Below are 18,905 nucleotides of genomic sequence, written 5' to 3'. Positions count from 1 at the left end.
CTCAGAGAAGCTCATGGAAACTCTTCTTCATCCGAATCCGAACGAAACGGCCCGCACCGTCGCGGCCGCCCCTGACCACTCCGGCGCCGCGCTGCCGCTCGGCGAGCATCTGCGCCGCTGGGCGGCCGATCACGCGACGCGCACCGCGCTCGTCGCGGGCGGCGAGCGCGTGCCGTTCGCCGCGCTCGATCGCCGCGTCGATCGGCTCGCGGCCGGGCTGCACGGGCTCGGCCTGCGCCCCGGCGACCGCGCGATGGTTCAGCTGCCGAACGGGATCGCGTTCGGCACCGTCTGCTTCGCCCTCTTTCGCCTCGGCGTGGTGCCCGTGCTCGCGATGCCGACGCAGCGCTCGCGCGACATCGACGCGCTCTGCCGCATCGCCGAGCCCGCCGCCTACTTCGTCGCGGACGAAACCGACGGCGTCGACGCGCGATCGCTCGCCGTCGAGATGCTCGACGCGCATCCGTCGCTGCGCCGCGTCGTCGTCGACGGCGGGCCGGGCCGGCACGGCGACGAACGCATCGTGCCGCTCGCGTCGCTCGACGCGCCGCCGCGCGCGTTGACGCCGCCCGCGCCGGCCGACGTCGCGCTGCTGCTCCTGTCCGGCGGCACGACCGGCACGCCGAAGCTGATTCCGCGCACGCATGCGGACTACGCGTACAACTTCGGCGCGTCGGCCGAGCTCTGCCGGCTCGACGAAGCGAGCGTCTATCTGGCGGTGCTGCCGGCCGCGCACAACTTCACGCTCGCGTGCCCCGGCATACTCGGCACGCTGTCGCGCGGCGGCACCGTCGTGCTGTCCGACACGGCGAGCTGCGACGAAGCGATGCCGCTGATCGCGCGCGAGCGGGTCACGCACGTCGCGCTCGTGCCGCCGCTCGCGCAGCTCTGGGCGCAGGCGCGCGAATGGGAGCGCAGCGATCTGTCGAGCCTGCGGCTCGTCCAGGTCGGCGGCGCGCGGCTCGATCCGCCGCTCGCGCGCCGCCTGCCCGACGTGCTCGGCTGCCGTCTGCAACAGGTGTTCGGCATGGCCGAAGGGCTGCTCTGCTACACGCGGCTCGACGATTCGCTCGATACGATCGTGCACACGCAGGGGCGGCCGCTGTCGTCGCGCGACGACATCCGCATCGTCGACGCGCACGGCCGCGACGTCGGCGCCGGCGAGATCGGCGAGCTGCTGACGCGCGGGCCGTACACGATCCGCGGCTACTATCGCGCGCCGGAGCACAACGCGCGCAGCTTCACGGCCGACGGCTATTACCGCACCGGCGATCTCGTGCGCCGCGATGCGGCCGGCAACCTGATCGTCGAAGGCCGCATCAAGGAGCAGATCAATCGCGGCGGCGAAAAAATTTCCGCCGCGGAAATCGAGCAGTTGCTCAATACGCTGCCGGGCGTGCAGGATTCGGCCGTCGTCGCGGTTCCCGACGCGCTGCTCGGCGAGCGCATCTGCGCGTTCGTGCGCCCGCAGCGCGATGCGCTCGACGCCGCCACGCTCAAGCAGGCGCTGCGCGCGCGCGGGCTCAGCGAATTCAAGCAGCCGGACCAGATCGAAATCGCCGCGCATTGGCCGTTGACGTCGGTCGGCAAGATCGACAAGCAGCGCCTGATCGCGCTCGCCCGCGCGCGCGACGCCGCCCCGGCGCGGCGTTACGTCGAGCGGCAACTGAGCGTGCGAAGCGAGCCGCTCGAGCTCGCGTCGCGCGTGATGCGCGCGTTGCCGAGCCGGCATTGCACGCTCTACGAGCGTGACGGCGAATGGAGCGTCGGCATCGATTCGGCGTTGAGCGTGATTGTCGAGCCGGACGGCGCGGTGCGCCGCAGCGACGGCGCATGCTGGCGCAACGTGCCGCCGTGCGACGCGATCGCGACCGCGCTCGCCGACGTCGGGATCGACGCATGGCGCGCGTACGGCCGCGCCCATTTCGAGTTCGCGCATCTGACGTACGGCGTCGCCGGCGCGCGCGGCGACGCGCCGCTGCTGCGGCTCGCGATTCCGCAAAGCGAGATCCGGATGTCGAGCGGCCGCGCGCTGATCCGCAGCCTGGAGCCCGACGCGCTCGCGACGCTCGCCGAGCTGGTCATGACGCAGGACGCCGCGCGCGACGCCGAGTCCGGCGCGCGTCTCGAGGCGATCGACGACGATCGCGACGCCGCCGCATACAAGGAGCAGGTCGCGTCCGCGGTGCGCGAGATGCAGGCGGACGCGTATCAGAAGGTGATCCTGTCGCGCGCGGTCGAGGTTCCGGCATCGCTCGACACGGTGTCGAGCTACGTCGCGGGCCGCCGGACGAACACGCCGGCGCGCTCGTTCCTGCTTCGCGACGGCGCTTTCGAAGCCTACGGCTTCAGCCCCGAGACGGTCGTCGAAGTGAGCGCCGACGGCTTCGTCAGCACGCAGCCGCTCGCCGGCACGCGCGCACTGACGGGCGACGACGCCGAAGACGCGCGCCTGCGGCGCGAACTGCTGCGCGACGCGAAGGAAATCGCCGAACATGCGGTATCGGTGCAACTGGCGATGGACGAAATGTCGTCCGTCTGTGACGCCGATTCGCTCGGCGTCAGCGAATTCATGAGCGTCTACCGGCGCGGCACCGTCCAGCATCTCGCGTCGCGCGTGCGCGGGCGGCTCGCGGCGGGCCGCCATGCGTGGCATGCGTTCGAGAAGCTGTTCCCCGCCGTCACGGCGTCGGGCATTCCGAAGCGGGAAGCGCTCGACAGCATCCGGCGCCACGAACGGCGCTTGCGCGGCCTGTACAGCGGCTGCGTGTTCGTCGTCGACAGCGAAGGCGCGATGGACGCGGCGCTCGTGCTGCGCTCCGTGTATCGGGACGGCGAGCGCTGCTGGCTGCAGGCCGGCGCGGGGCTCGTTCCGCTGTCGACGCCGGAGCGCGAATGGACGGAGACTTGCGAAAAGCTCGCTTCGGTCGCGCGTCATCTGCGGGGGCGGGCGGACGCGTAGGTGTGGGGAGGCGCGGCTTTGCTTTGCTTTGCTTTGCTTTGCTTTGCTTTGCTTTGCGATGTGATGTGATGTGATGTGGTGATGTGGTGATGTGGCGTGGCGCGATGCGGTGCGTACGATGCGACGCGACGCGATGCGATGCGATGCGATGCGATGCGATGCGATGCGATGCGATGCGGCGCAGTGTAGCGGAAGCGCTTGAAACGCCGCATCGCACGGCGACATGTCGCGTCGCCCGACCGTACCGAGCCTGTCGGCGCCCGGCCGGCGCACGCCTCGATCGCCCATCGCCGATGAGTCGCACGAGCGGCTTGCGCAAGCATCGGCATGCGCAAGCCGGCGTTCGCAAGTGCGCATGCCGCGTGCCTTCGATACGGCCGCGCCGATCGCGCGCCGCGCCCTTGCGGCGCGACGCATCGCGTGCCGCCCGTCGACAGCGTGCCGCATCGCAACGATGCGGTTCCTCGCGCCGAGACACGAAAAACCGCGAAGCGGCTGCACATTCGCGCATCGTGCGACATCACGCGTGCGGCGTGCGGGCCGCGCGCGCCGAAGCGCCGCCGTGCTTCGCGCGAGACATCGTGAAGCCGACGTCTCCGGCAAGCGTGCACGCGTGCGGCGTGCGCGCCGAATGCCCCGCACGTCGTCGCCGGTCTTGAATGCACGACCGTCGCCAGCGAACGAGCGGCATCTTTCGAAGCATCGTCGCGCCCGGCGCAACTCGCCTCGCCGGCGTTGCAAGCGGCGAATCGATCGCCGGCACGCGCGTCCGCCGATTCGACGCACGCCGTCACGCCGCCCTCCGGCGCGCGCTAGAATGACCGCTTCGGGTCCATTCTCCAGCCAGCTGCCCGCCCGCCATGTCCGTCACCGGCCTCGATCACTACAATCTGCGCGCGCCGCGTCCGCTCCTCGATACGCTGCGCGACTTCTATGTCGACGTCGTCGGACTGCGGCCCGGCGATCGCCCGCCGTTCCGCAGCCACGGCTATTGGCTGTATGCCGGCGCGCAGGCCGTGCTGCATCTGTCTGAAGCGAGCCCCGGCGAATCGCGCGCGCCGAACGTCACGAACACGTTCGATCATGTCGCGTTCGCGTGCAGCGATCTGCCGGAAACGATCGCGCGCCTGCAGCGGTTCGGCATCCGGTTTTCGAGCGCCGACGTGCCGCTCACGCGCCAGCATCAGCTGTTCTTCGACGATCCGGCGGGCAACGGCGTCGAATTGAATTTCGCGGCGAACGTCGACGGCTGACGCTCGCGCGCGACGCGGGCACGTGCGCGCAGCGGAAGAACGAGCGCGCACGCGAACCCGCGAACCATCCAGCGGCAAAAGCGCACATCCGGCACGTTCGCGCCCGGCGCGCCATCCATCGCCCGCCTTCCGTCCGCCTTCCGCGCGGCATTGCGCCCCGCATCGCACGCCGCCCGCGGCATTTCTCCCGCCCGCGCATAAGCTTGTCACCAAACAAGCTAAAAGCGCGCAACCGCGGCTCCTATAATCGGCCGACACCTTCACGAAAACAGGCCGACCGGAGACCCATCATGACCGAACCCGCATCCGCCGACTGGCGCCTCGAAACCATCGCCGTGCACGGCGGCTATCGCCCCGATCCGACGACGCGCGCCGCCGCGGTGCCGATCTACCAGACGGTCGCGTTCGCGTTCGACGACACGCAGCACGGCGCGGACCTGTTCGATCTGAAGGTTCAGGGCAACATCTATTCGCGGATCATGAATCCGACCAACGACGTGCTCGAGCAGCGCGTCGCGGCGCTCGAAGGCGGCGTCGGCGCGCTCGCGCTCGCGTCGGGGCAGGCGGCCGTCACCTATTCGATCCTGACGATCGCCGAAGCGGGCGACAACGTCGTCTCGTCGAGCACGCTGTACGGCGGCACCTACAACCTGTTCGCGCACACGCTGCCGCAGTACGGGATCACGACGCGCTTCGCCGATCCGCGCAACCCCGCCGCATTCGAGGCGCTGATCGATTCACGCACGAAGGCGATCTTCGCGGAATCCGTCGGCAATCCGCTCGGCAACATCACCGACATCGCCGCGCTCGCCGACGTCGCGCATCGCCACGGGCTGCCGCTCATCGTCGACAACACGGTGCCGACGCCTTATCTGCTGCGCCCGTTCGAGCACGGCGCGGACATCGTCGTGCATTCGCTGACGAAGTATCTCGGCGGACACGGCACGAGCCTCGGCGGCGCGATCGTCGATTCGGGCAAGTTCCCGTGGGCGACGCACGCGGACCGTTTCAAGCGGCTGAACGAGCCGGACGTCAGCTATCACGGCGTCGTCTACACCGAAGCGTTCGGCGAGGCCGCGTACATCGGCCGCGCGCGCGTGGTCCCGCTGCGCAACACCGGCGCGGCGATCTCGCCGTTCAACGCGTTCCAGATCCTGCAAGGCATCGAGACGCTCGCGCTGCGCATCGACCGCATCAGCGACAACGCGCTGAAGATCGCGCAGCATCTCGCTCGGCACGAGAAGGTCGAATGGGTCGACTATTCCGGGCTGCCGAACCATCCGGATCACGCGCTCGTCGGCCGCTATCTGTCGGGCCGCGCGCCGGGCATCCTCACGTTCGGCGTGAAGGGCGGGCGCGCCGCGGGCGCCGCGTTCCAGGACGCGCTGCAGCTCTTCACGCGGCTCGTCAACATCGGCGACGCGAAGTCGCTCGCGACGCATCCCGCTTCGACGACGCACCGCCAGTTGTCGCCGGAAGAGCTCGCGAAGGCGGGCGTGAAGGAAGAGACGGTGCGGCTGTCGATCGGCATCGAACATATCGACGATCTGCTCGCCGATCTCGATCAGGCGCTCGCGAAAGTGTGAACGACGACGACGCGAATCGAACGTCCGCGCGTTCGATTCGCGGCGCAAGGCGCAGCGGCAGTGGTCGACGCGTCGGTGTTTCGGTGTTTCGGTGTTGCGGTGTTGCGGTGTTGCGGTGTTGCGGTGTTGCGGTGTCCCTCTATTCCGCCAGTTCTTCAGTTCTTCAGTTCTTCAGTTCTTCAGTTCTTCAGTTCTTCGGTGCATCGGTGCATCGGTGCATCGGTGCGTCGGTGCGTCGGTGCGTCGGTGCGTCGGTGCGTCGGTGCGTCGGTGCGTCGGTGCGTCGGTGCGTCGGTCCGTCGGTCCGTCGGTGCGCCGGTTCATCGGCTCGTCGGTCCGTCGGTCCGTCGGTTCATCGGCTCGTCGGCTCGTCGGCTCGTCGGCTCGTCGGCTCGACACGATACGTCCGCCGACGCTCGAAGTGACGGGCGAAGCCGCGCGACGCACACTGCCGGCGCGCGCTCGTTTCCGCGCCACCACCCTCCTCGCCGCTTCGCCGTCAACTAGCGGCCTGCGTCGTGAACGCCTCCCGGTTTCGCCTCGGCGTCGCGCCGACGATCCGCCCGAAGCGCTCGCGCAACGCGTTCGCCGAGCCGAATCCCGCCTCGGTCGCGATCTGCTCGGCGGCCGATAGCGCCGTCGTCTCCGGCCATTGCTGCGCGCGCCTCGCACGCGCGGTCTGCGTGGTATACGCGGTCTGAAGCCACCGAGGCGGCGACTTGCCGGTCAGCCCGCGGAAACGGCACGTGAGCATGCAACCGTTCATCACATTCCGCCGCGCGATGAAGTGGAATGTCGATCGCTCACGCACATTGCGCTTCGGCCATTCCATCACGGCCTGCGGCGCCACCGCGCGCCGCGGCGGCCCGACGGCCGCCCTTCCGCTACCGGCTTATCGCCCGCCGCGCGCCGACACTCAGCGGCGTCACACCGCCGCGCGCGTCGTCTGCAACTGCTCGCCGAGCCCCGCGACACCGCAGCGCACCGTCTGCCCCGGCTTCAGATAGACGGGCGACGGCTTCACGCCCATTCCGACGCCGGGCGGCGTGCCGGTCGAGATCACGTCCCCGGGCTGCAGGCTCATGCAGCGCGACAGGTACGCGATCAGCTGCGCGACCGTGAACACCATCGTGCGCGTGTTGCCGTTCTGATAGCGCCGGCCGTCCACGTCGAGCCACAGATCGAGCGCCTGCGGATCGGCGATTTCGTCGCGCGTGACGAGCCACGGGCCGATCGGCCCGAACGTGTCGAAGCCCTTGCCCTTGTCCCACTGACCGCCGCGCTCGATCTGCCATTCGCGCTCGGACACATCGTTGACGACGCAATAGCCGGCGACGTGCGACAACGCGTCCGCCTCGTCGACGTTCTTGCACGCGCGGCCGATCACCACGCCGAGCTCGACTTCCCAATCGGTCTTCACCGAACCGCGCGGAATCTCGATGCCGTCGTGCGGGCCACACACGGCGCTCGTCCACTTGCCGAACACGACGGGCTCGGCCGGCACCGCGAGGCCCGCTTCCGCCGCGTGGTCCGCGTAGTTCAGGCCGATGCAGACGAACTTGCCGATCCGGCCGACGCACGCGCCGATCCGCGGCTCGCCGGGAACGAGCGGCAGCGACGCGGGATCGGCGGCGGCAAGCCGCGCGAGACTCGCGTCCGACAGCGCGTCGCCCGCGACGTCGCCGATCAGCGGCGACAGATCGCGAATGCGGCCGTCGGCATCGAGCAGACCGGGCTTTTCCTGGCCCACGGGGCCGTAACGAAGCAGTTTCATGGCAGGCGACCTCTTCAGTTCTGGACGGACGGGAACCCCGCGAGCGCGATGCGGCCGGCGCGACGGCGCCGTGCGTGAGCCCGTTGCGGAATTTGTACCACCCGTCGCACACGGTGAGACGTTGCATCGCGGATAACGACTATTGGAGCAGACGCTGGCGACGTGCGGGATCACCGTCGGCGACGGCGCCCGACGCCGTTCGTCATCGCCGCCGAAGGCCCGCCGCGCGGGCCTGCCGCGCGCATCCCCGCGCCAACGTTCGCACCGGTGCGCGTTCCCGGCGCCGGTTTCGCGCCGAGTTCGCGCCGGGCTCCCGCCCCACGCCGATTCTTGCCGAGCAGCCCGACGCATACTTTGACTCCATCGACGCAACACCGATACTCTTATTCAACAATTGTCGGCAAAGTTAGCGTTGATTTCGCATCCGTTGATTATCATTGCCGTTGGAGCAGTTACTTAATTTACAGACAAATCAATGATCCATCGATGCATGCGCGCGGCCGCGAAGCAGGCGCCGCGCCGGCGATCGATGCGTCGCGTTCCACCAGATCGACTCACCGATGAAACCCAGGAAAGACCAGCCCGCCGACGCCGCGGAAGAGACGCAGGATTGCGAGGAAATCGAACGCTATCGCGCCCCTGCGCTCGACAAGGGGCTCGACATCCTCGAACTGCTCGCCGAACAGAAGGAAGGCCTCACGCGCACCGAGATCACGAAGGAGCTCGGCCGCAACGCGAGCGAGATCTACCGGATGCTCGAGCGGCTCGTCGCGCGCCAGTACGTGATCCGCTCGCCGGGCGGCGACCGCTACACGCTGAGCCTCAAGGTTTATACGCTCGCGCATCGCCATCCGCCGCTCAAGCGGCTGATCGCCGAGGCGTTGCCGCCGATGCAGCGCTTCGCCGATGCCGCCGAGCAGTCGTGCCACCTGTCCGTCTACGACCGCGGCAACCTGCTCGTGATCGCGCAGGTCGACGGGCCGGGCGGATGGGGCATTTCGGTGCGGCTCGGCTCGCGCATCGGGCTCGTCGACACCGCGTCTGGCCCCGTGATGCTCGCGTTCCAGACGCCGGAGCAGCGCGCGCAAATGCTCGCCGAGCATACGAAGGTGGAAGGCGAGACCGCGCTCGACATGGGCGAATTCGACGCGCTGCTGCGCGAGATTCGCGCGACCGGGCGGCTGCTGCAGGGAAGCCGCCAGGCGTTCGGCGTCACCGACATCGCGTATCCGGTGCTCGGGCCCTCGGGCCATGCGATCGCCACGCTCACGTGTCCGTACATCCGCCGGATCGACGCATACGTCGCGCCGCCGATCGACGACGTCTCCGCGCAGCTGCGCGCAACCGCCAGGCATCTGTCGATGTGGAAGGAGACGGCCGCCTGACGCCCACTCGGCATCCGTCCGAAGCAAATGTGAAATCATCTGGGCCTCGCCGTTCCGATCCAGCCGAAAACGCGCGCCGCGTCCGCCGGCGCGCAGCACAAGGAGACAGGCCCATGTCGTCACACCGAGAAACCTTCGCCCGGCCCGCCAGCGTGCGGGACGTCGCGGACGCCGTGAACAGCGGGCGCACGCCCGCGATCCGGCACGCCGAGGCCGCACTCGAACGCCTCGCGCTCATCGAGCCGCTCCGCGCGATGACGCACGTCGCGCCGGACATCGCGCGCGAGGCCGCCGCGAACGTCGACGCGCAGATCGCGAGCGGTCGCAAGTTGCCGCTCGCGGGCGTGCCGTTCGTCATCAAGGCCAACATCTTCACCGCCGACATGCCGACGCACGCGGCAAGCCCCGCGCTGCTCGGCTTGCGCGCGGCGCACAACGCGACGGCCGTCCAGCAGTTGCTCGACGCGGGCGCCGTGCCGATCGGCAAGGCGAACATGCACGAGCTCGCGTTCGGCATCACGAGCGCGAACGGCCATTTCGGCGCGGTGCGCAATCCGCACGATCCGGCGCGCATCGCGGGCGGCTCGAGCGGGGGCACGGCGTCCGCCGTCGCGGCGGGCATTCCGTTCGGCCTCGGCACCGACACGGGCGGCTCGGTGCGGATTCCGGCGGCGTTCTGCGGCGTCGCCGGGCTGCGGCCGACGCCGCGCCGCTATTCGACGGAAGGCGTGCTCGCGCTGTCGCCGACGCGCGATACGGTCGGCCCGATCGCGCATAGCGTCGACGATCTGCTGCTGCTCGACGCGGTGCTGACGCGCGACGCGTCCGAGCCCGCGCCGCTCGCGCTCGCCGGTTTGACGATCGGCGTGCCGGACGCGCCATACTTCGACGGGCTCGATCCGGCCGTCGCCGAACTGACCGAGCGCGCGCTCGCCGCGCTCACGGGTGCGGGCGCGCGGCTCATCCCGCTCGCCGCCCGCGCGCTGTACGAGGCGGACGAAGCGTGCGGCTTCCCGATCGCCGGTTTCGAGGCGCTCGCGTACTGGCAACGCTTCAGCGCCGAGCGGCTCGATCAACCGTTCACGGAGTTCGTCGCCCGGCTCGGCAGCGACGACGTGCGGCACATCTTCCGAACGCTGATCGACGCGCCGCCGTCGAGCGATGCGTACGCGGCCGCGATCCGCGTGCTGCAAAGCATCGTGCGATGGTATGACCAGGCGTTCCATCGGACGGGCGTCGATTGCATCGTGCTGCCGACCGTTCAATGCGAAGCGCCGCTCGTCGCCGACAGCGGCCACGATCTTCCGCCCGACGCCGCGCACGCGCTTTTTGCACGCGTTATTCGTCAGACGGGGCCGGCGACGCTCGGCGGCGTGCCGTCGGTGTCGATTCCCGCAGGCCTGTCGAAGCACACCGGCATGCCGGTCGGGCTGATGCTCGAAGGCCCGGCCGGCAACGACCGCCGTTTGCTCGCGATCGCGCGCGAAGTGGAGCGGCTGCTCGCACGCATCGCATGACGCACACGCGGCGCGTCGCACAGCGCGCGAGCCGCGCACACGATTCCGCCACCCGCGCGGCGCTACGCTAAAATAGCGCCCCCTTCAAAACGCTGCCGCCGTCTTCGCCGACGGCGGGCGACTCATGGATGTCATGGCCAAACTTCTGACCGATCTCGAATTCCAACGTTTCTCCGAACTTCAGCAGAAGCAGGCAAGCTTCACGATCACGCCCGAAGAGGCCGACGAACTGCGCGACATCGTCGCGCGCGCGCAGAAGAAGCGCGACGATCGCGCGGCCGCGATGCAGGCAATCGAAGACCACATCGCGCAATTCGACATCACGCCCGACGAGCTCTTCTCTCCCGAGCAGATCGGCGAAGCCGCGCGCACCTACGGCCTGATCGCGGCGGGCAAGAAGGAGCGCTCGCTGCCGCCGTCGCTCACGTTCAACGGCAAGCCGTATCAATGGACGAAGACGCTGCCCGACGACGTGCGGCTGCCGCTCTTCGACGCATTCAAGGCGGGCGAATCGATCAAGCGCTTCATCGCGATGCCGAAGGACAGCGCGCGCTGCGCGCTGACGGTCGCGCGCCTCGAACGCGAGACGGGCGCCGTCTACTCGGAAGCGCTGCTCGAAGAGCTCTCGGTCTCGCGCATGCAGGTGGATGAGGCCGCGACGAAGCTCGCGGCCTGATCCCGTCCGGCAAGCGCGTTCACTCGCGCTCGGGCGCGACGGATCGACGGACGCGCGTTCGTGCGTGCCCGCCGATGTGTCGCCGCCCAGCCCGATGTGGTCGATGACGAGCCGTTCGCGCCGCGTTTCGCGTCGGTCGGTTCGTCTCCCGAAAAATCTCACCTGCCTTCTGAAGGTGCGTCCCGTAAAGTCTCACCGCCGGCGGTTGGCGTTGTTGGCGTTGTTGGCGTTGTTGGCGTTGTTGGCGTTGTTGGCGTTGTTGGCGTTGTTGGCGTCGGTGGCGTCGGTGGCGCCGGTGGCGACAATGGCAACCGGGACGCTGAAATCGTCGGCCGCGGTCTGCGGTCAGCAATGTTGACGGCTTGAAAAATTTCGGCAACGCCCGAAGCACCGTCCGCGCCTCAAGCATCGGATTTCAAAACCTCGGCCACATCGACGATATCCGGCAGCGGCTACTTAACCCCTCATCCGAACGCACGCGCACGACGCCGAATGCCACGCCGCCGGGCTCACGGCTGCAGTTTCAACCTGAGCCCGACCACCCCCGGCTCTTCCGTCGCCGACACCGCGAAGCCGCTATTTTTCGCGAGCGTGATCATCGCCGTGTTCTCGCGCAACGCTTCGCCGATCATCCAGGCCGTTCCGCGCGAACGCGCGTATTCGATGATGCGCGCCATCAGCAGCCGCCCAAGCCCCTTGCCCTTCTGATCGGGCCGCACCGCGATCGCAAACTCGGTCGCTTCGTTGTCCGGATCGGTCACGGCGCGCACCGCGCCGAGCGTATGCGCGCGGCCGTCGGCGTCGTTGACCGTCGCGATCAACGCCATCTCGCGGTCATAATCGATCTGCGTCATCCGCGCGATCTGCGAGTGATCGAAGTTGCGAACCGCGCCGAAGAAGCGCATCCGCAAATCGTCCGGCGTCATCGCACTCAGCAACTCGCGATGCGCTGCCTCGTCCTCGGGGCGAATCGGACGCACCGTGATGGGCTCTCCGTGCCAGTCGATTCTCTGCTCCAGGTAACGGGGATACGGCACGATCGCAAGCCGGCTGCGTCCCGTCGCGAGCCTGATGCACGGCCTCACCGCGATGACGCGCTCGGATTTCACGCGCAGCACGAGCGACATCTGGACGACCTCGCGCACCTCGCACACCGCCTGAGAAAGCGCGGTCAGCGCATGCAACAACGGCTCGGGCGGGGCGCGGCGCGCATACGGCGAACGCGCGACGACCGCTCGCGCAAGCACAGTGTTGAAAGGCGGCAGTCCGTAGACGACAAACGGCGCGGAGATGCCGTCCGCCGGCGGCACCGAATAGCGGAACACCGGCCCGAAGTTCTGGTCGTCGTACATCTCGACCGTAATGTCGACGATCGCATCGCCGACGTCCGCCTCGCTCGCACGCTCGACGCCGAAACCCGCCAGCCAGCCGAGCGCCGCGTCGCCCTCGAACACGTCCCGCCCCTGTGCGAGCGCCGCGCGCGCCGCCTGTTGCGCAGCGGCGACCGACGCAGTCGGCTGCGGCGGCGTGCCCTCCGGCGTCTGCATCAATAGTTCGCGCCCCAGTTGATAGTCGACGAGGCGCGCATGTGCGCGCGCGAGACGCTGCGGGGTCGTGTGCACCGGAATGCCGTGCTCGTGCAACGCGTCGCGCGTCGCGGCATCGACGCCGCCGAAGAAGCATGCAAGCATGCCGCGGCGCGCGAACTTGCGCGCTTCGATCAGCACGCGCGCGACGTCGTCGGCAGGCGCGCTATGCGACGTTGCGTGCACCACGAACAAGGTGCCCGTCTGCGGGTGCTGCGCGAGCGCCTTCAGCGCCGCGCCGAAATATTCGGGACGCGCATCGTCGCCGAGCAGCAGCGGATTGCCCGCGTCGATGCCGGCGGGCAGCGCGCCGCCGACTTCGTCGACGGCGGCCTGCGGCCATTGCGCGAGCGTCTCTCCGGCCGCCGCCAGCGCATCGACGGCGAGCTTCGCAACGCCCCTGTCGCTCGTCACGAGCGTCGCCGCGCCGCTCGCCGCGGCCCTGCCGACGCCGAGCGTCTCGATTTCGTCGAGGAGATCGTCGAGCGCGTCGACGCGCACCATCCCGGCGCGCTGAAACGCGGCCGTATGAAGCAGATCGCCCGAATCGCCACGGCCGGTGCGCAATGCGAGCACGGGCTTGTTGCGCGCCGCCGCGCGCGCCGCTGACATGAACTTGCGCGCCGACTTCACCGTGTCGAGCTCGAGCAGAATCGCGCGTGTCGCGGCGTCGCTCGCGAGGTAGTCGAGTACGTCGGCCGCGTCGACGTCCGCCTCGCCGCCGAGCGCGATCGCATGAGAGAAACCGAGCCCGCGCGCATGCGCCCAGCCGAGCACCGCGTTCGTCAGCGCATTCGACTGCGACACCCACGCGACCCCGCCCGCCTTCACGATGCATGCCGGCGCGCCGAAGTGCGCGTTCAGCGCGGGCGAAACGACACCCAGGCTGCCCGGCCCGATGATCCGCAGCAAATGAGGCTTCGCCGCGGCGAGCGCCCGTTCGAGCGCGGCCCGATCGGCGCTCGATCGGGCCGCGCCGACGATGATCGCCGCGCGAACGCCCAAGCCGCCGAGCTTGCGCACGATGCCGGGCCATGTCGCGGGCGGCGTGCAGACGATCGCGATCGACGGTGCGCTCGGCAGTTGATCGACATATGGATAAACCTTGTGCCCGTTCAGTTCGCCGTACTTCGGATTGACGGGCCAGATCGCACCGCCGAACCGGCCGTCGAGCACGCACGCCCAGACCATCGCGCCGACGCTGCCCGGACGCGGCGACGCGCCGACAACGGCGACGGAAGTCGGCTGGAACAACGCATCGAGATTGCGAACGGTCACGGCAACTCCGTTGAAAGGTTGAATGACGGCACTCGACGGCGCGGCCGGGCCGAACCGAACCTGTGAGCCCATAGGATAGGCGAAGCGCCACACGTCGCCTATATGCCGTTCGGCCGAGTCGCCGATTCGCGCAAGCGTCGGCATCATCGACATCGACACCTCCCTGCCGGTCGCCGACGCAGCCCCATCTCCGCCGGAAACACGGAACGGAGATACCGGCCTTTTGAAATGGAGCAGGACAACATGCAAGGATGGATCGAGCAAGCCACGCAATCGGCGGCGGCGCTACCCGTCTTCGACGAAGCTGCCCGCCGGCTTTGCCGCGAACGCGGCAATGCGGACCAACGGCGCGCGGCGCGAAATTCGCCTGCCTCGGCGGCGCGGCTCGCGATACCGCTGCCCGACACACGGCCGGCCACGGTCCGCCCGAACGAGCGCCCATTCCCCGGAATCGATTACAGAAGACGCGCAATCCCGAAACGGCCCGTTCGTCCGCATTTGATTGCACGCGCAGACATGTCTCGCCACACGGCTTTAAAAGACATGCTGATTCGTGTTGAAACGATCGTCTCGAAAATCCGATCCAGCCGGATGAAGCATCGCGCGCCCCGATTCAACGAATTCGATGCATTGCTCAATAGCGGCCAACTTTCGTGCGGTGTGCGGCCTCACTGCGGAATCGGTCGAGCGACGAAGTCCGGCATGCGACCGAAATCGCGTTCATTGCGCGGCTCCATCGCACGATTGCGTTCGAATGCGGGCGCAACGGCCATTGCGCATGGCGCTTCGTCGAACGGGCCTGCGATCGAGGTCCCGCAAGCGACATGTCGCTCGCAATGTAGCGGTGCCGGCGCCGGCGCTTCACGACGAACGCGAATGCGCATGCACACCGGCAAACATTACAAGCCGTTAAGAAATATATCTCGCGAAAACAACGAACGCATTCCATTCTCGCCGGCCGCCGTGCGACTCAAACCAATCGTCAATCGGATGAGAAGCCCGTCTCAAAAATGCCGTCCGCACACATTCGCGGTTCGAATGCGATGTCCATTCCGGCATACCGTTCGGCGAATCAGGACCGAGGAATCGCATCATCGACACGTCATCGCGTCTTTGGCATCGCGATCTAAGCGCGTGCCCGGCTTCCGAACCGAGTCTCGAAAGGTATGCCCCGCCGCGACGAATACGAGGCTCGCTTCGCCCGTCAAAGGTGAGCGTTTTCGGGAGTCATGGTGAGGATGTTCGGGATAGGTCGTCGAGTCGCGCCGAAATCTCGAATCAAAACGGGAAATTCGCGAACGCCGTCCCATATGCGCGATGCGGTGTGAAACAATTTCAACGAATCGGAAAATTCGCTTCGATTGTGAAATGACGCAATATCCGTCCAAACCCACGGGTTTCATCGCCGAATCAGCGTGCAACCATGTGCGGCACGACATCGCGTGGCTGCCGTGAAACAAGCAGCCGTTGGGCCAAAACAAAACGGTGCGAATGGCAGGCTTGCCGTTCGCACCGTCGTTCAAGGCGCCAAAGGTGAGGTTTTTCGGGATCAGTCCTTGATCAGGAAACGGTTGCGGTTCTTGCCGAGCCACGCCGGCGCACGGCCACGGCCGCTCCAGGTCTCGCCCGTCTTCGGATTGAGGTATTTCGGCGGCAGCTGGCGCTTCGGCTTCGCCGCGGTCTTGATGCTTCTGAACCCCAACTCCTCGGGCGTGATGTCGTATTCCTCGATCTTCGCCCGGATATCGGCAATGGCGTCCGCGATTGCTTTTTCGCGTTCCTTGTCGATTTTCTGCTGAAGTTTTTCGAGCTGTGCGGTCAGTTGCCTATAGGTCGCCATATGGATGAAGCTCCGTCTCGTTATTTATAGAGGGAATTATATGAATCTATTCAGGATCAATCGAATATTTTTTGCATTGCTTTCATATTCCGCAAGCGATGCTCAAAAGCCATTTCTAGCCTTGCATGCGAAGAGAAGGTTTCGCACGCCGTTATCGACCGATTGCTTGATCGTATCGAAATCGCCGCCGCAAATGCCGCGCGCATTCTGAATGCAGGTGTCCCAAGGACCGCCTTCCGGACACTGGACCATCGTGGTCGCACGCCCGTCCGGCGTAAACAGCGGCGCGCTACCCCCGCAGCCCGAGAGCACCGCCATTAAAGCAATCAAAAATACCGTCCGCAAGAACGCGCCGCATTGCCCCGGCGCTGGCGCACCCGTCTGTTTCATGAATCTGCCTATCGCTCCGCTTTCTTCTTGGACGACGCGAGTATATGCCAACGCGCGCGGCAAAGGGTCAATCAGGCGCAACGAGTGTCTTGTAGGGCGCACGTCCGCGCGGATCGTCGGTAAGCCGAATGAATACCTGCTCGACGTCCGGCAGCGCTTCGAGCCTGCGTCGCAGCGCATCGCGATCGAACGACGCAGGCGCGCATCCTTCGGCATAAATGAAGCGGCGCTGAATCGTGATCCAGATGCTCGTGCCCGCCAAAGCCGGATCGCCGGCGAGAAATCGCTGCTTCAGTTCTTCGGCAATCTGCTTGTCATATAAATAGGAATTCGGTTTGCTGCAGCGATGTGCGAGCCAGCAAGTCGTTCCGCGCTCGACGCGGTAATGCGCATCGTCTTCCATTTGCGCACGCGTCATCAATGGGCCCAGCGGCATCGGACATTCGGCAATCGAATTCGACAATACAAAAAAAGGATCGTCGTACCAATTGCGTCGTTCGATCGAAACGGTCGATCCCGGCGATGCGTCCGGCACCGACGAAACCGATGATTCCGGCGATGCCGGTGACGTTGACGATGCCGGCGACGACGCCACGAAAATCGTCGACGCCGACATCGCGGGCAACGACTTCGCAGCCGATTCGGACGATGCAAGCGCTGCAAGCGACGCAAGCGGTGCGGACGGCACAAACGGCACAGACGACGCAAACGATGCAGGCGATGCAGGCGATGCAGGCAATACGCGCACCGCGCCGCCCTGCGCAAACGCCTGCGCGGCGACGGCGACGAACGCCACGCACGATGCGGCGAATCTGATGCGCTTCATCGCGACCTCCACACGGATGCGCCCGCTCGGCGTGCGAGCGCCGACGCGTTCGCAGCGCACGTGTTCCGCGCGTCGCGCGAACCGTCCGCTATGTATCGATGCCGAGCGCCGCGAGCTTCTTGTAGAACGTCGCGCGCCCGATGCCGATGCGCGCGGCCGCTTCCGTCACCTTGCCGTTGCATGCGGCCAGCGCGTCCGTCAGGAACTGACGCTCCCACGCGGCCAATGCGTCCGAGTAAGAAGAAGATGCAGCGCTTGCGTTGGACACGGCCGCCGGCGCCGCACCCGCGGCCAAACCCGCGCCCGCCCCGAAGCCGGCGCCGGCGCCCGACGCCGCGCCGCGCCCCGGCCCGATGAACGGCGCGAGCGCGCGCGCATCGATCAACGCGCGATCGGACAGCATCAGCGCCCGCTCGAGCGTGTTGCGCAATTCGCGCACGTTGCCGGGCCACGGATACGCGCATAGCAGACGCAGCGCGTCGTCGGTCAGTTCGCAGTGCTCAGCGAGTCCGTGCTGCGCGGCGAGTTCCTCGAGCATCGTGTAGACGAGCGCCTCGATGTCCGACGCGCGCTCGCGCAGCGGCGGCGCGTGAATCGTCAGCACGTTCAGCCGGTAATAGAGATCCGCGCGAAAGCGCCCTTCGGCGACGAGCGCCGGCAGCTCGGCCGACGTCGCCGCGATGATCCGCACGTTCGCGCGCACGATCCGGTTCGAGCCGACTGGCTCGAACTCCTTGTCCTGCAGCACGCGCAGCAGCTTGCCCTGCAGCGGCAGCGGCATGTCGCCGATTTCGTCGAGAAAAAGCGTGCCGCCGTCGGCGAGCTCGAACTTGCCGACGCGGCCTTTGCGGTCCGCGCCCGTGTACGCGCCCGGCGCCGCGCCGAAGAACTCGGTCTCGAGCAGCGCATCAGGAATCGCCGCGACGTTCACGGTCACGAGCGGCTTCAGCGCGCGCGCGGACGCCGCATGAATCGCATGCGCGAGCAGCTCCTTGCCGGTGCCCGTCTCGCCGAGCAGCAGGACGGGCGAATCGACTTGCGCGGCGCGCCGCCCCTGCCGCTTCGTCTCGAGAATCAGCGCGCTCGTGCCGACGAAGCTCGCGAACGTGTATTTCGGACGCCGTGCCTGCGCGAGCGAGCGCTGCGTCGCGATCAGCTCCTGCTGGACCTGCATGTAGCGGGAGAAAAGCGGCGTCAGCGTCTTCAGCTCGTCGAAGAGCGCGAAGCCGATCGCACCGACGGTCTCGCCCGCGTCGTCCGTGAGCGGCAGGCGCGTGACGATGAGCGGCTCGCGGCCGGTTTCCATGATGTCGAGCAGAATCGGCCGGCCGGTCGCGACCACTTCGCGCATCAGGCTGTGCGGAATGACCGCTTCGCAATCGCGGCCGATCGCCTGCTGCGGATCGGCGAACCCGAAGCGCGCGGCGTAACGCTGATTGATCCAGACGACGCGCGCGTCCTTGTCGACGATCAGCGTGCCGACGCTCGAATGCTCGAAGGTCTTGAAAAGCGACGCCGCCGCGCGCCGCAGCACATCGCCGTAATCGGCGGGCAGCGCGGCCCAGCCGTCCGAAATCTGTGCACTCGTCTCCACTTTTTCATTCTTGTCCACAAAACGAGACGAATTATCTCACGCGGGAGACATCCGGCAAGCGCTTGTCAATAAAGACCAAACCACGAAACGACGAGCACCGGGCGGCGCATTCGTCTAGCCAAAGAGACGTTTTCTGTAGAATCGGACGCAGCCGGCACCCGGCCGCCGCGCGCGCCCCCTCGCCCGTGCGGCAGCGGCCCGCCGCACGGCGGATGGCACGAATCCTGCGGCAGCGCCT

At 67.5% G+C, this 18,905-nt stretch carries 13 protein-coding genes; 6 read left to right on the top strand and 7 right to left on the bottom strand.

Translation table 11 applies throughout. The features are described 5' to 3' along the window. The first annotated feature begins 13 nt into the window (after positions 1-13). The 3 genes from X946_RS28780 (at position 14) to X946_RS28765 (ending at position 5,801) form a co-directional block, all read left to right on the top strand. Positions 14-2,962 carry a salicylate synthase gene (locus X946_RS28780; RefSeq protein ID WP_038755251.1) on the top strand — a complete coding sequence of 983 codons (2,949 nt, stop codon included), beginning with the start codon at positions 14-16 and terminating at the stop codon, positions 2,960-2,962. 860 nt (positions 2,963-3,822) lie between these two features. Then, a complete protein-coding gene (locus X946_RS28770; protein ID WP_038755249.1) occupies positions 3,823-4,215 on the top strand; it encodes a VOC family protein in 393 nt (130 codons plus the stop codon). A 290-nt stretch (positions 4,216-4,505) separates the two neighbouring features. Further along, positions 4,506-5,801 (top strand): O-acetylhomoserine aminocarboxypropyltransferase/cysteine synthase family protein, encoded by a 1,296-nt coding sequence (locus tag X946_RS28765; RefSeq protein ID WP_038755247.1) that lies wholly within the window; start codon positions 4,506-4,508, stop codon positions 5,799-5,801. Positions 5,802-6,300: 499 nt separating this feature from the next. On the opposite strand, the gene X946_RS28760 is transcribed toward X946_RS28765, so the two are convergent. Continuing rightward, a complete protein-coding gene (locus X946_RS28760; protein ID WP_231752831.1) occupies positions 6,301-6,555 on the bottom strand; it encodes an AraC family transcriptional regulator in 255 nt (84 codons plus the stop codon). 171 nt (positions 6,556-6,726) lie between these two features. Continuing rightward, on the bottom strand, positions 6,727-7,575 hold the full coding sequence (locus X946_RS28755) for an ureidoglycolate lyase (RefSeq protein ID WP_038755245.1): 849 nt from the start codon (positions 7,573-7,575) through the stop codon (positions 6,727-6,729). 560 nt (positions 7,576-8,135) lie between these two features. Between X946_RS28755 and X946_RS28750 the strand changes: the two genes are divergently transcribed. The 3 genes from X946_RS28750 to X946_RS28740 all read left to right on the top strand — a co-directional run bounded on the left by X946_RS28750 (position 8,136) and on the right by X946_RS28740 (position 11,153). Beyond that, positions 8,136-8,960 carry an IclR family transcriptional regulator gene (locus X946_RS28750; protein WP_038755243.1) on the top strand — a complete coding sequence of 275 codons (825 nt, stop codon included), beginning with the start codon at positions 8,136-8,138 and terminating at the stop codon, positions 8,958-8,960. A gap of 113 nt (positions 8,961-9,073) precedes the next feature. Continuing rightward, positions 9,074-10,477, top strand: a complete 1,404-nt coding sequence (gene iaaH, locus X946_RS28745; RefSeq protein WP_038755241.1) for an indoleacetamide hydrolase — start codon at positions 9,074-9,076, stop codon at positions 10,475-10,477. Positions 10,478-10,601: 124 nt separating this feature from the next. After that, positions 10,602-11,153 carry a hypothetical protein gene (locus X946_RS28740; protein ID WP_038755239.1) on the top strand — a complete coding sequence of 184 codons (552 nt, stop codon included), beginning with the start codon at positions 10,602-10,604 and terminating at the stop codon, positions 11,151-11,153. Between the two features lie 509 nt (positions 11,154-11,662). On the opposite strand, the gene X946_RS28735 is transcribed toward X946_RS28740, so the two are convergent. From X946_RS28735 to X946_RS28710, 5 genes are all read right to left on the bottom strand, one after another. Then, a complete protein-coding gene (locus X946_RS28735; RefSeq protein WP_038755238.1) occupies positions 11,663-14,017 on the bottom strand; it encodes a bifunctional acetate--CoA ligase family protein/GNAT family N-acetyltransferase in 2,355 nt (784 codons plus the stop codon). 1,549 nt (positions 14,018-15,566) lie between these two features. Continuing rightward, positions 15,567-15,857 (bottom strand): H-NS histone family protein, encoded by a 291-nt coding sequence (locus X946_RS28725; RefSeq protein WP_038755234.1) that lies wholly within the window; start codon positions 15,855-15,857, stop codon positions 15,567-15,569. 102 nt (positions 15,858-15,959) lie between these two features. Further along, complete coding sequence (locus X946_RS35560; protein WP_162483273.1) at positions 15,960-16,247, bottom strand: hypothetical protein; 288 nt, start codon at positions 16,245-16,247, stop codon at positions 15,960-15,962. Between the two features lie 67 nt (positions 16,248-16,314). Beyond that, positions 16,315-17,073 (bottom strand): BON domain-containing protein, encoded by a 759-nt coding sequence (locus tag X946_RS28715; protein WP_161788716.1) that lies wholly within the window; start codon positions 17,071-17,073, stop codon positions 16,315-16,317. Positions 17,074-17,161: 88 nt separating this feature from the next. Next, positions 17,162-18,685, bottom strand: coding sequence for a sigma-54 interaction domain-containing protein (locus tag X946_RS28710; protein ID WP_038755232.1), 1,524 nt, complete (start codon positions 18,683-18,685; stop codon positions 17,162-17,164). Between the last annotated feature and the right edge of the window lie 220 nt (positions 18,686-18,905).

The sequence above is a fragment of the Burkholderia sp. ABCPW 111 genome (genome assembly GCF_000773065.1).
GTDB classification, from domain to species: Bacteria; Pseudomonadota; Gammaproteobacteria; order Burkholderiales; family Burkholderiaceae; genus Burkholderia; species Burkholderia savannae.
Note: the sequence above shows the minus strand (reverse complement) of the source record. Positions and strands in the feature narration are given on the sequence as shown.

Coding starts and splice junctions, on each gene's coding strand:
- X946_RS28780 (WP_038755251.1), top strand. CDS start 14: ATGGAAACTCTTCTTCATCCGAATCCGAACGAAACGGCCCGCACCGTC.
- X946_RS28770 (WP_038755249.1), top strand. CDS start 3,823: ATGTCCGTCACCGGCCTCGATCACTACAATCTGCGCGCGCCGCGTCCG.
- X946_RS28765 (WP_038755247.1), top strand. CDS start 4,506: ATGACCGAACCCGCATCCGCCGACTGGCGCCTCGAAACCATCGCCGTG.
- X946_RS28760 (WP_231752831.1), bottom strand. CDS start 6,555: ATGCTCACGTGCCGTTTCCGCGGGCTGACCGGCAAGTCGCCGCCTCGG.
- X946_RS28755 (WP_038755245.1), bottom strand. CDS start 7,575: ATGAAACTGCTTCGTTACGGCCCCGTGGGCCAGGAAAAGCCCGGTCTG.
- X946_RS28750 (WP_038755243.1), top strand. CDS start 8,136: ATGAAACCCAGGAAAGACCAGCCCGCCGACGCCGCGGAAGAGACGCAG.
- iaaH (WP_038755241.1), top strand. CDS start 9,074: ATGTCGTCACACCGAGAAACCTTCGCCCGGCCCGCCAGCGTGCGGGAC.
- X946_RS28740 (WP_038755239.1), top strand. CDS start 10,602: ATGGATGTCATGGCCAAACTTCTGACCGATCTCGAATTCCAACGTTTC.
- X946_RS28725 (WP_038755234.1), bottom strand. CDS start 15,857: ATGGCGACCTATAGGCAACTGACCGCACAGCTCGAAAAACTTCAGCAG.
- X946_RS35560 (WP_162483273.1), bottom strand. CDS start 16,247: ATGAAACAGACGGGTGCGCCAGCGCCGGGGCAATGCGGCGCGTTCTTG.
- X946_RS28715 (WP_161788716.1), bottom strand. CDS start 17,073: ATGAAGCGCATCAGATTCGCCGCATCGTGCGTGGCGTTCGTCGCCGTC.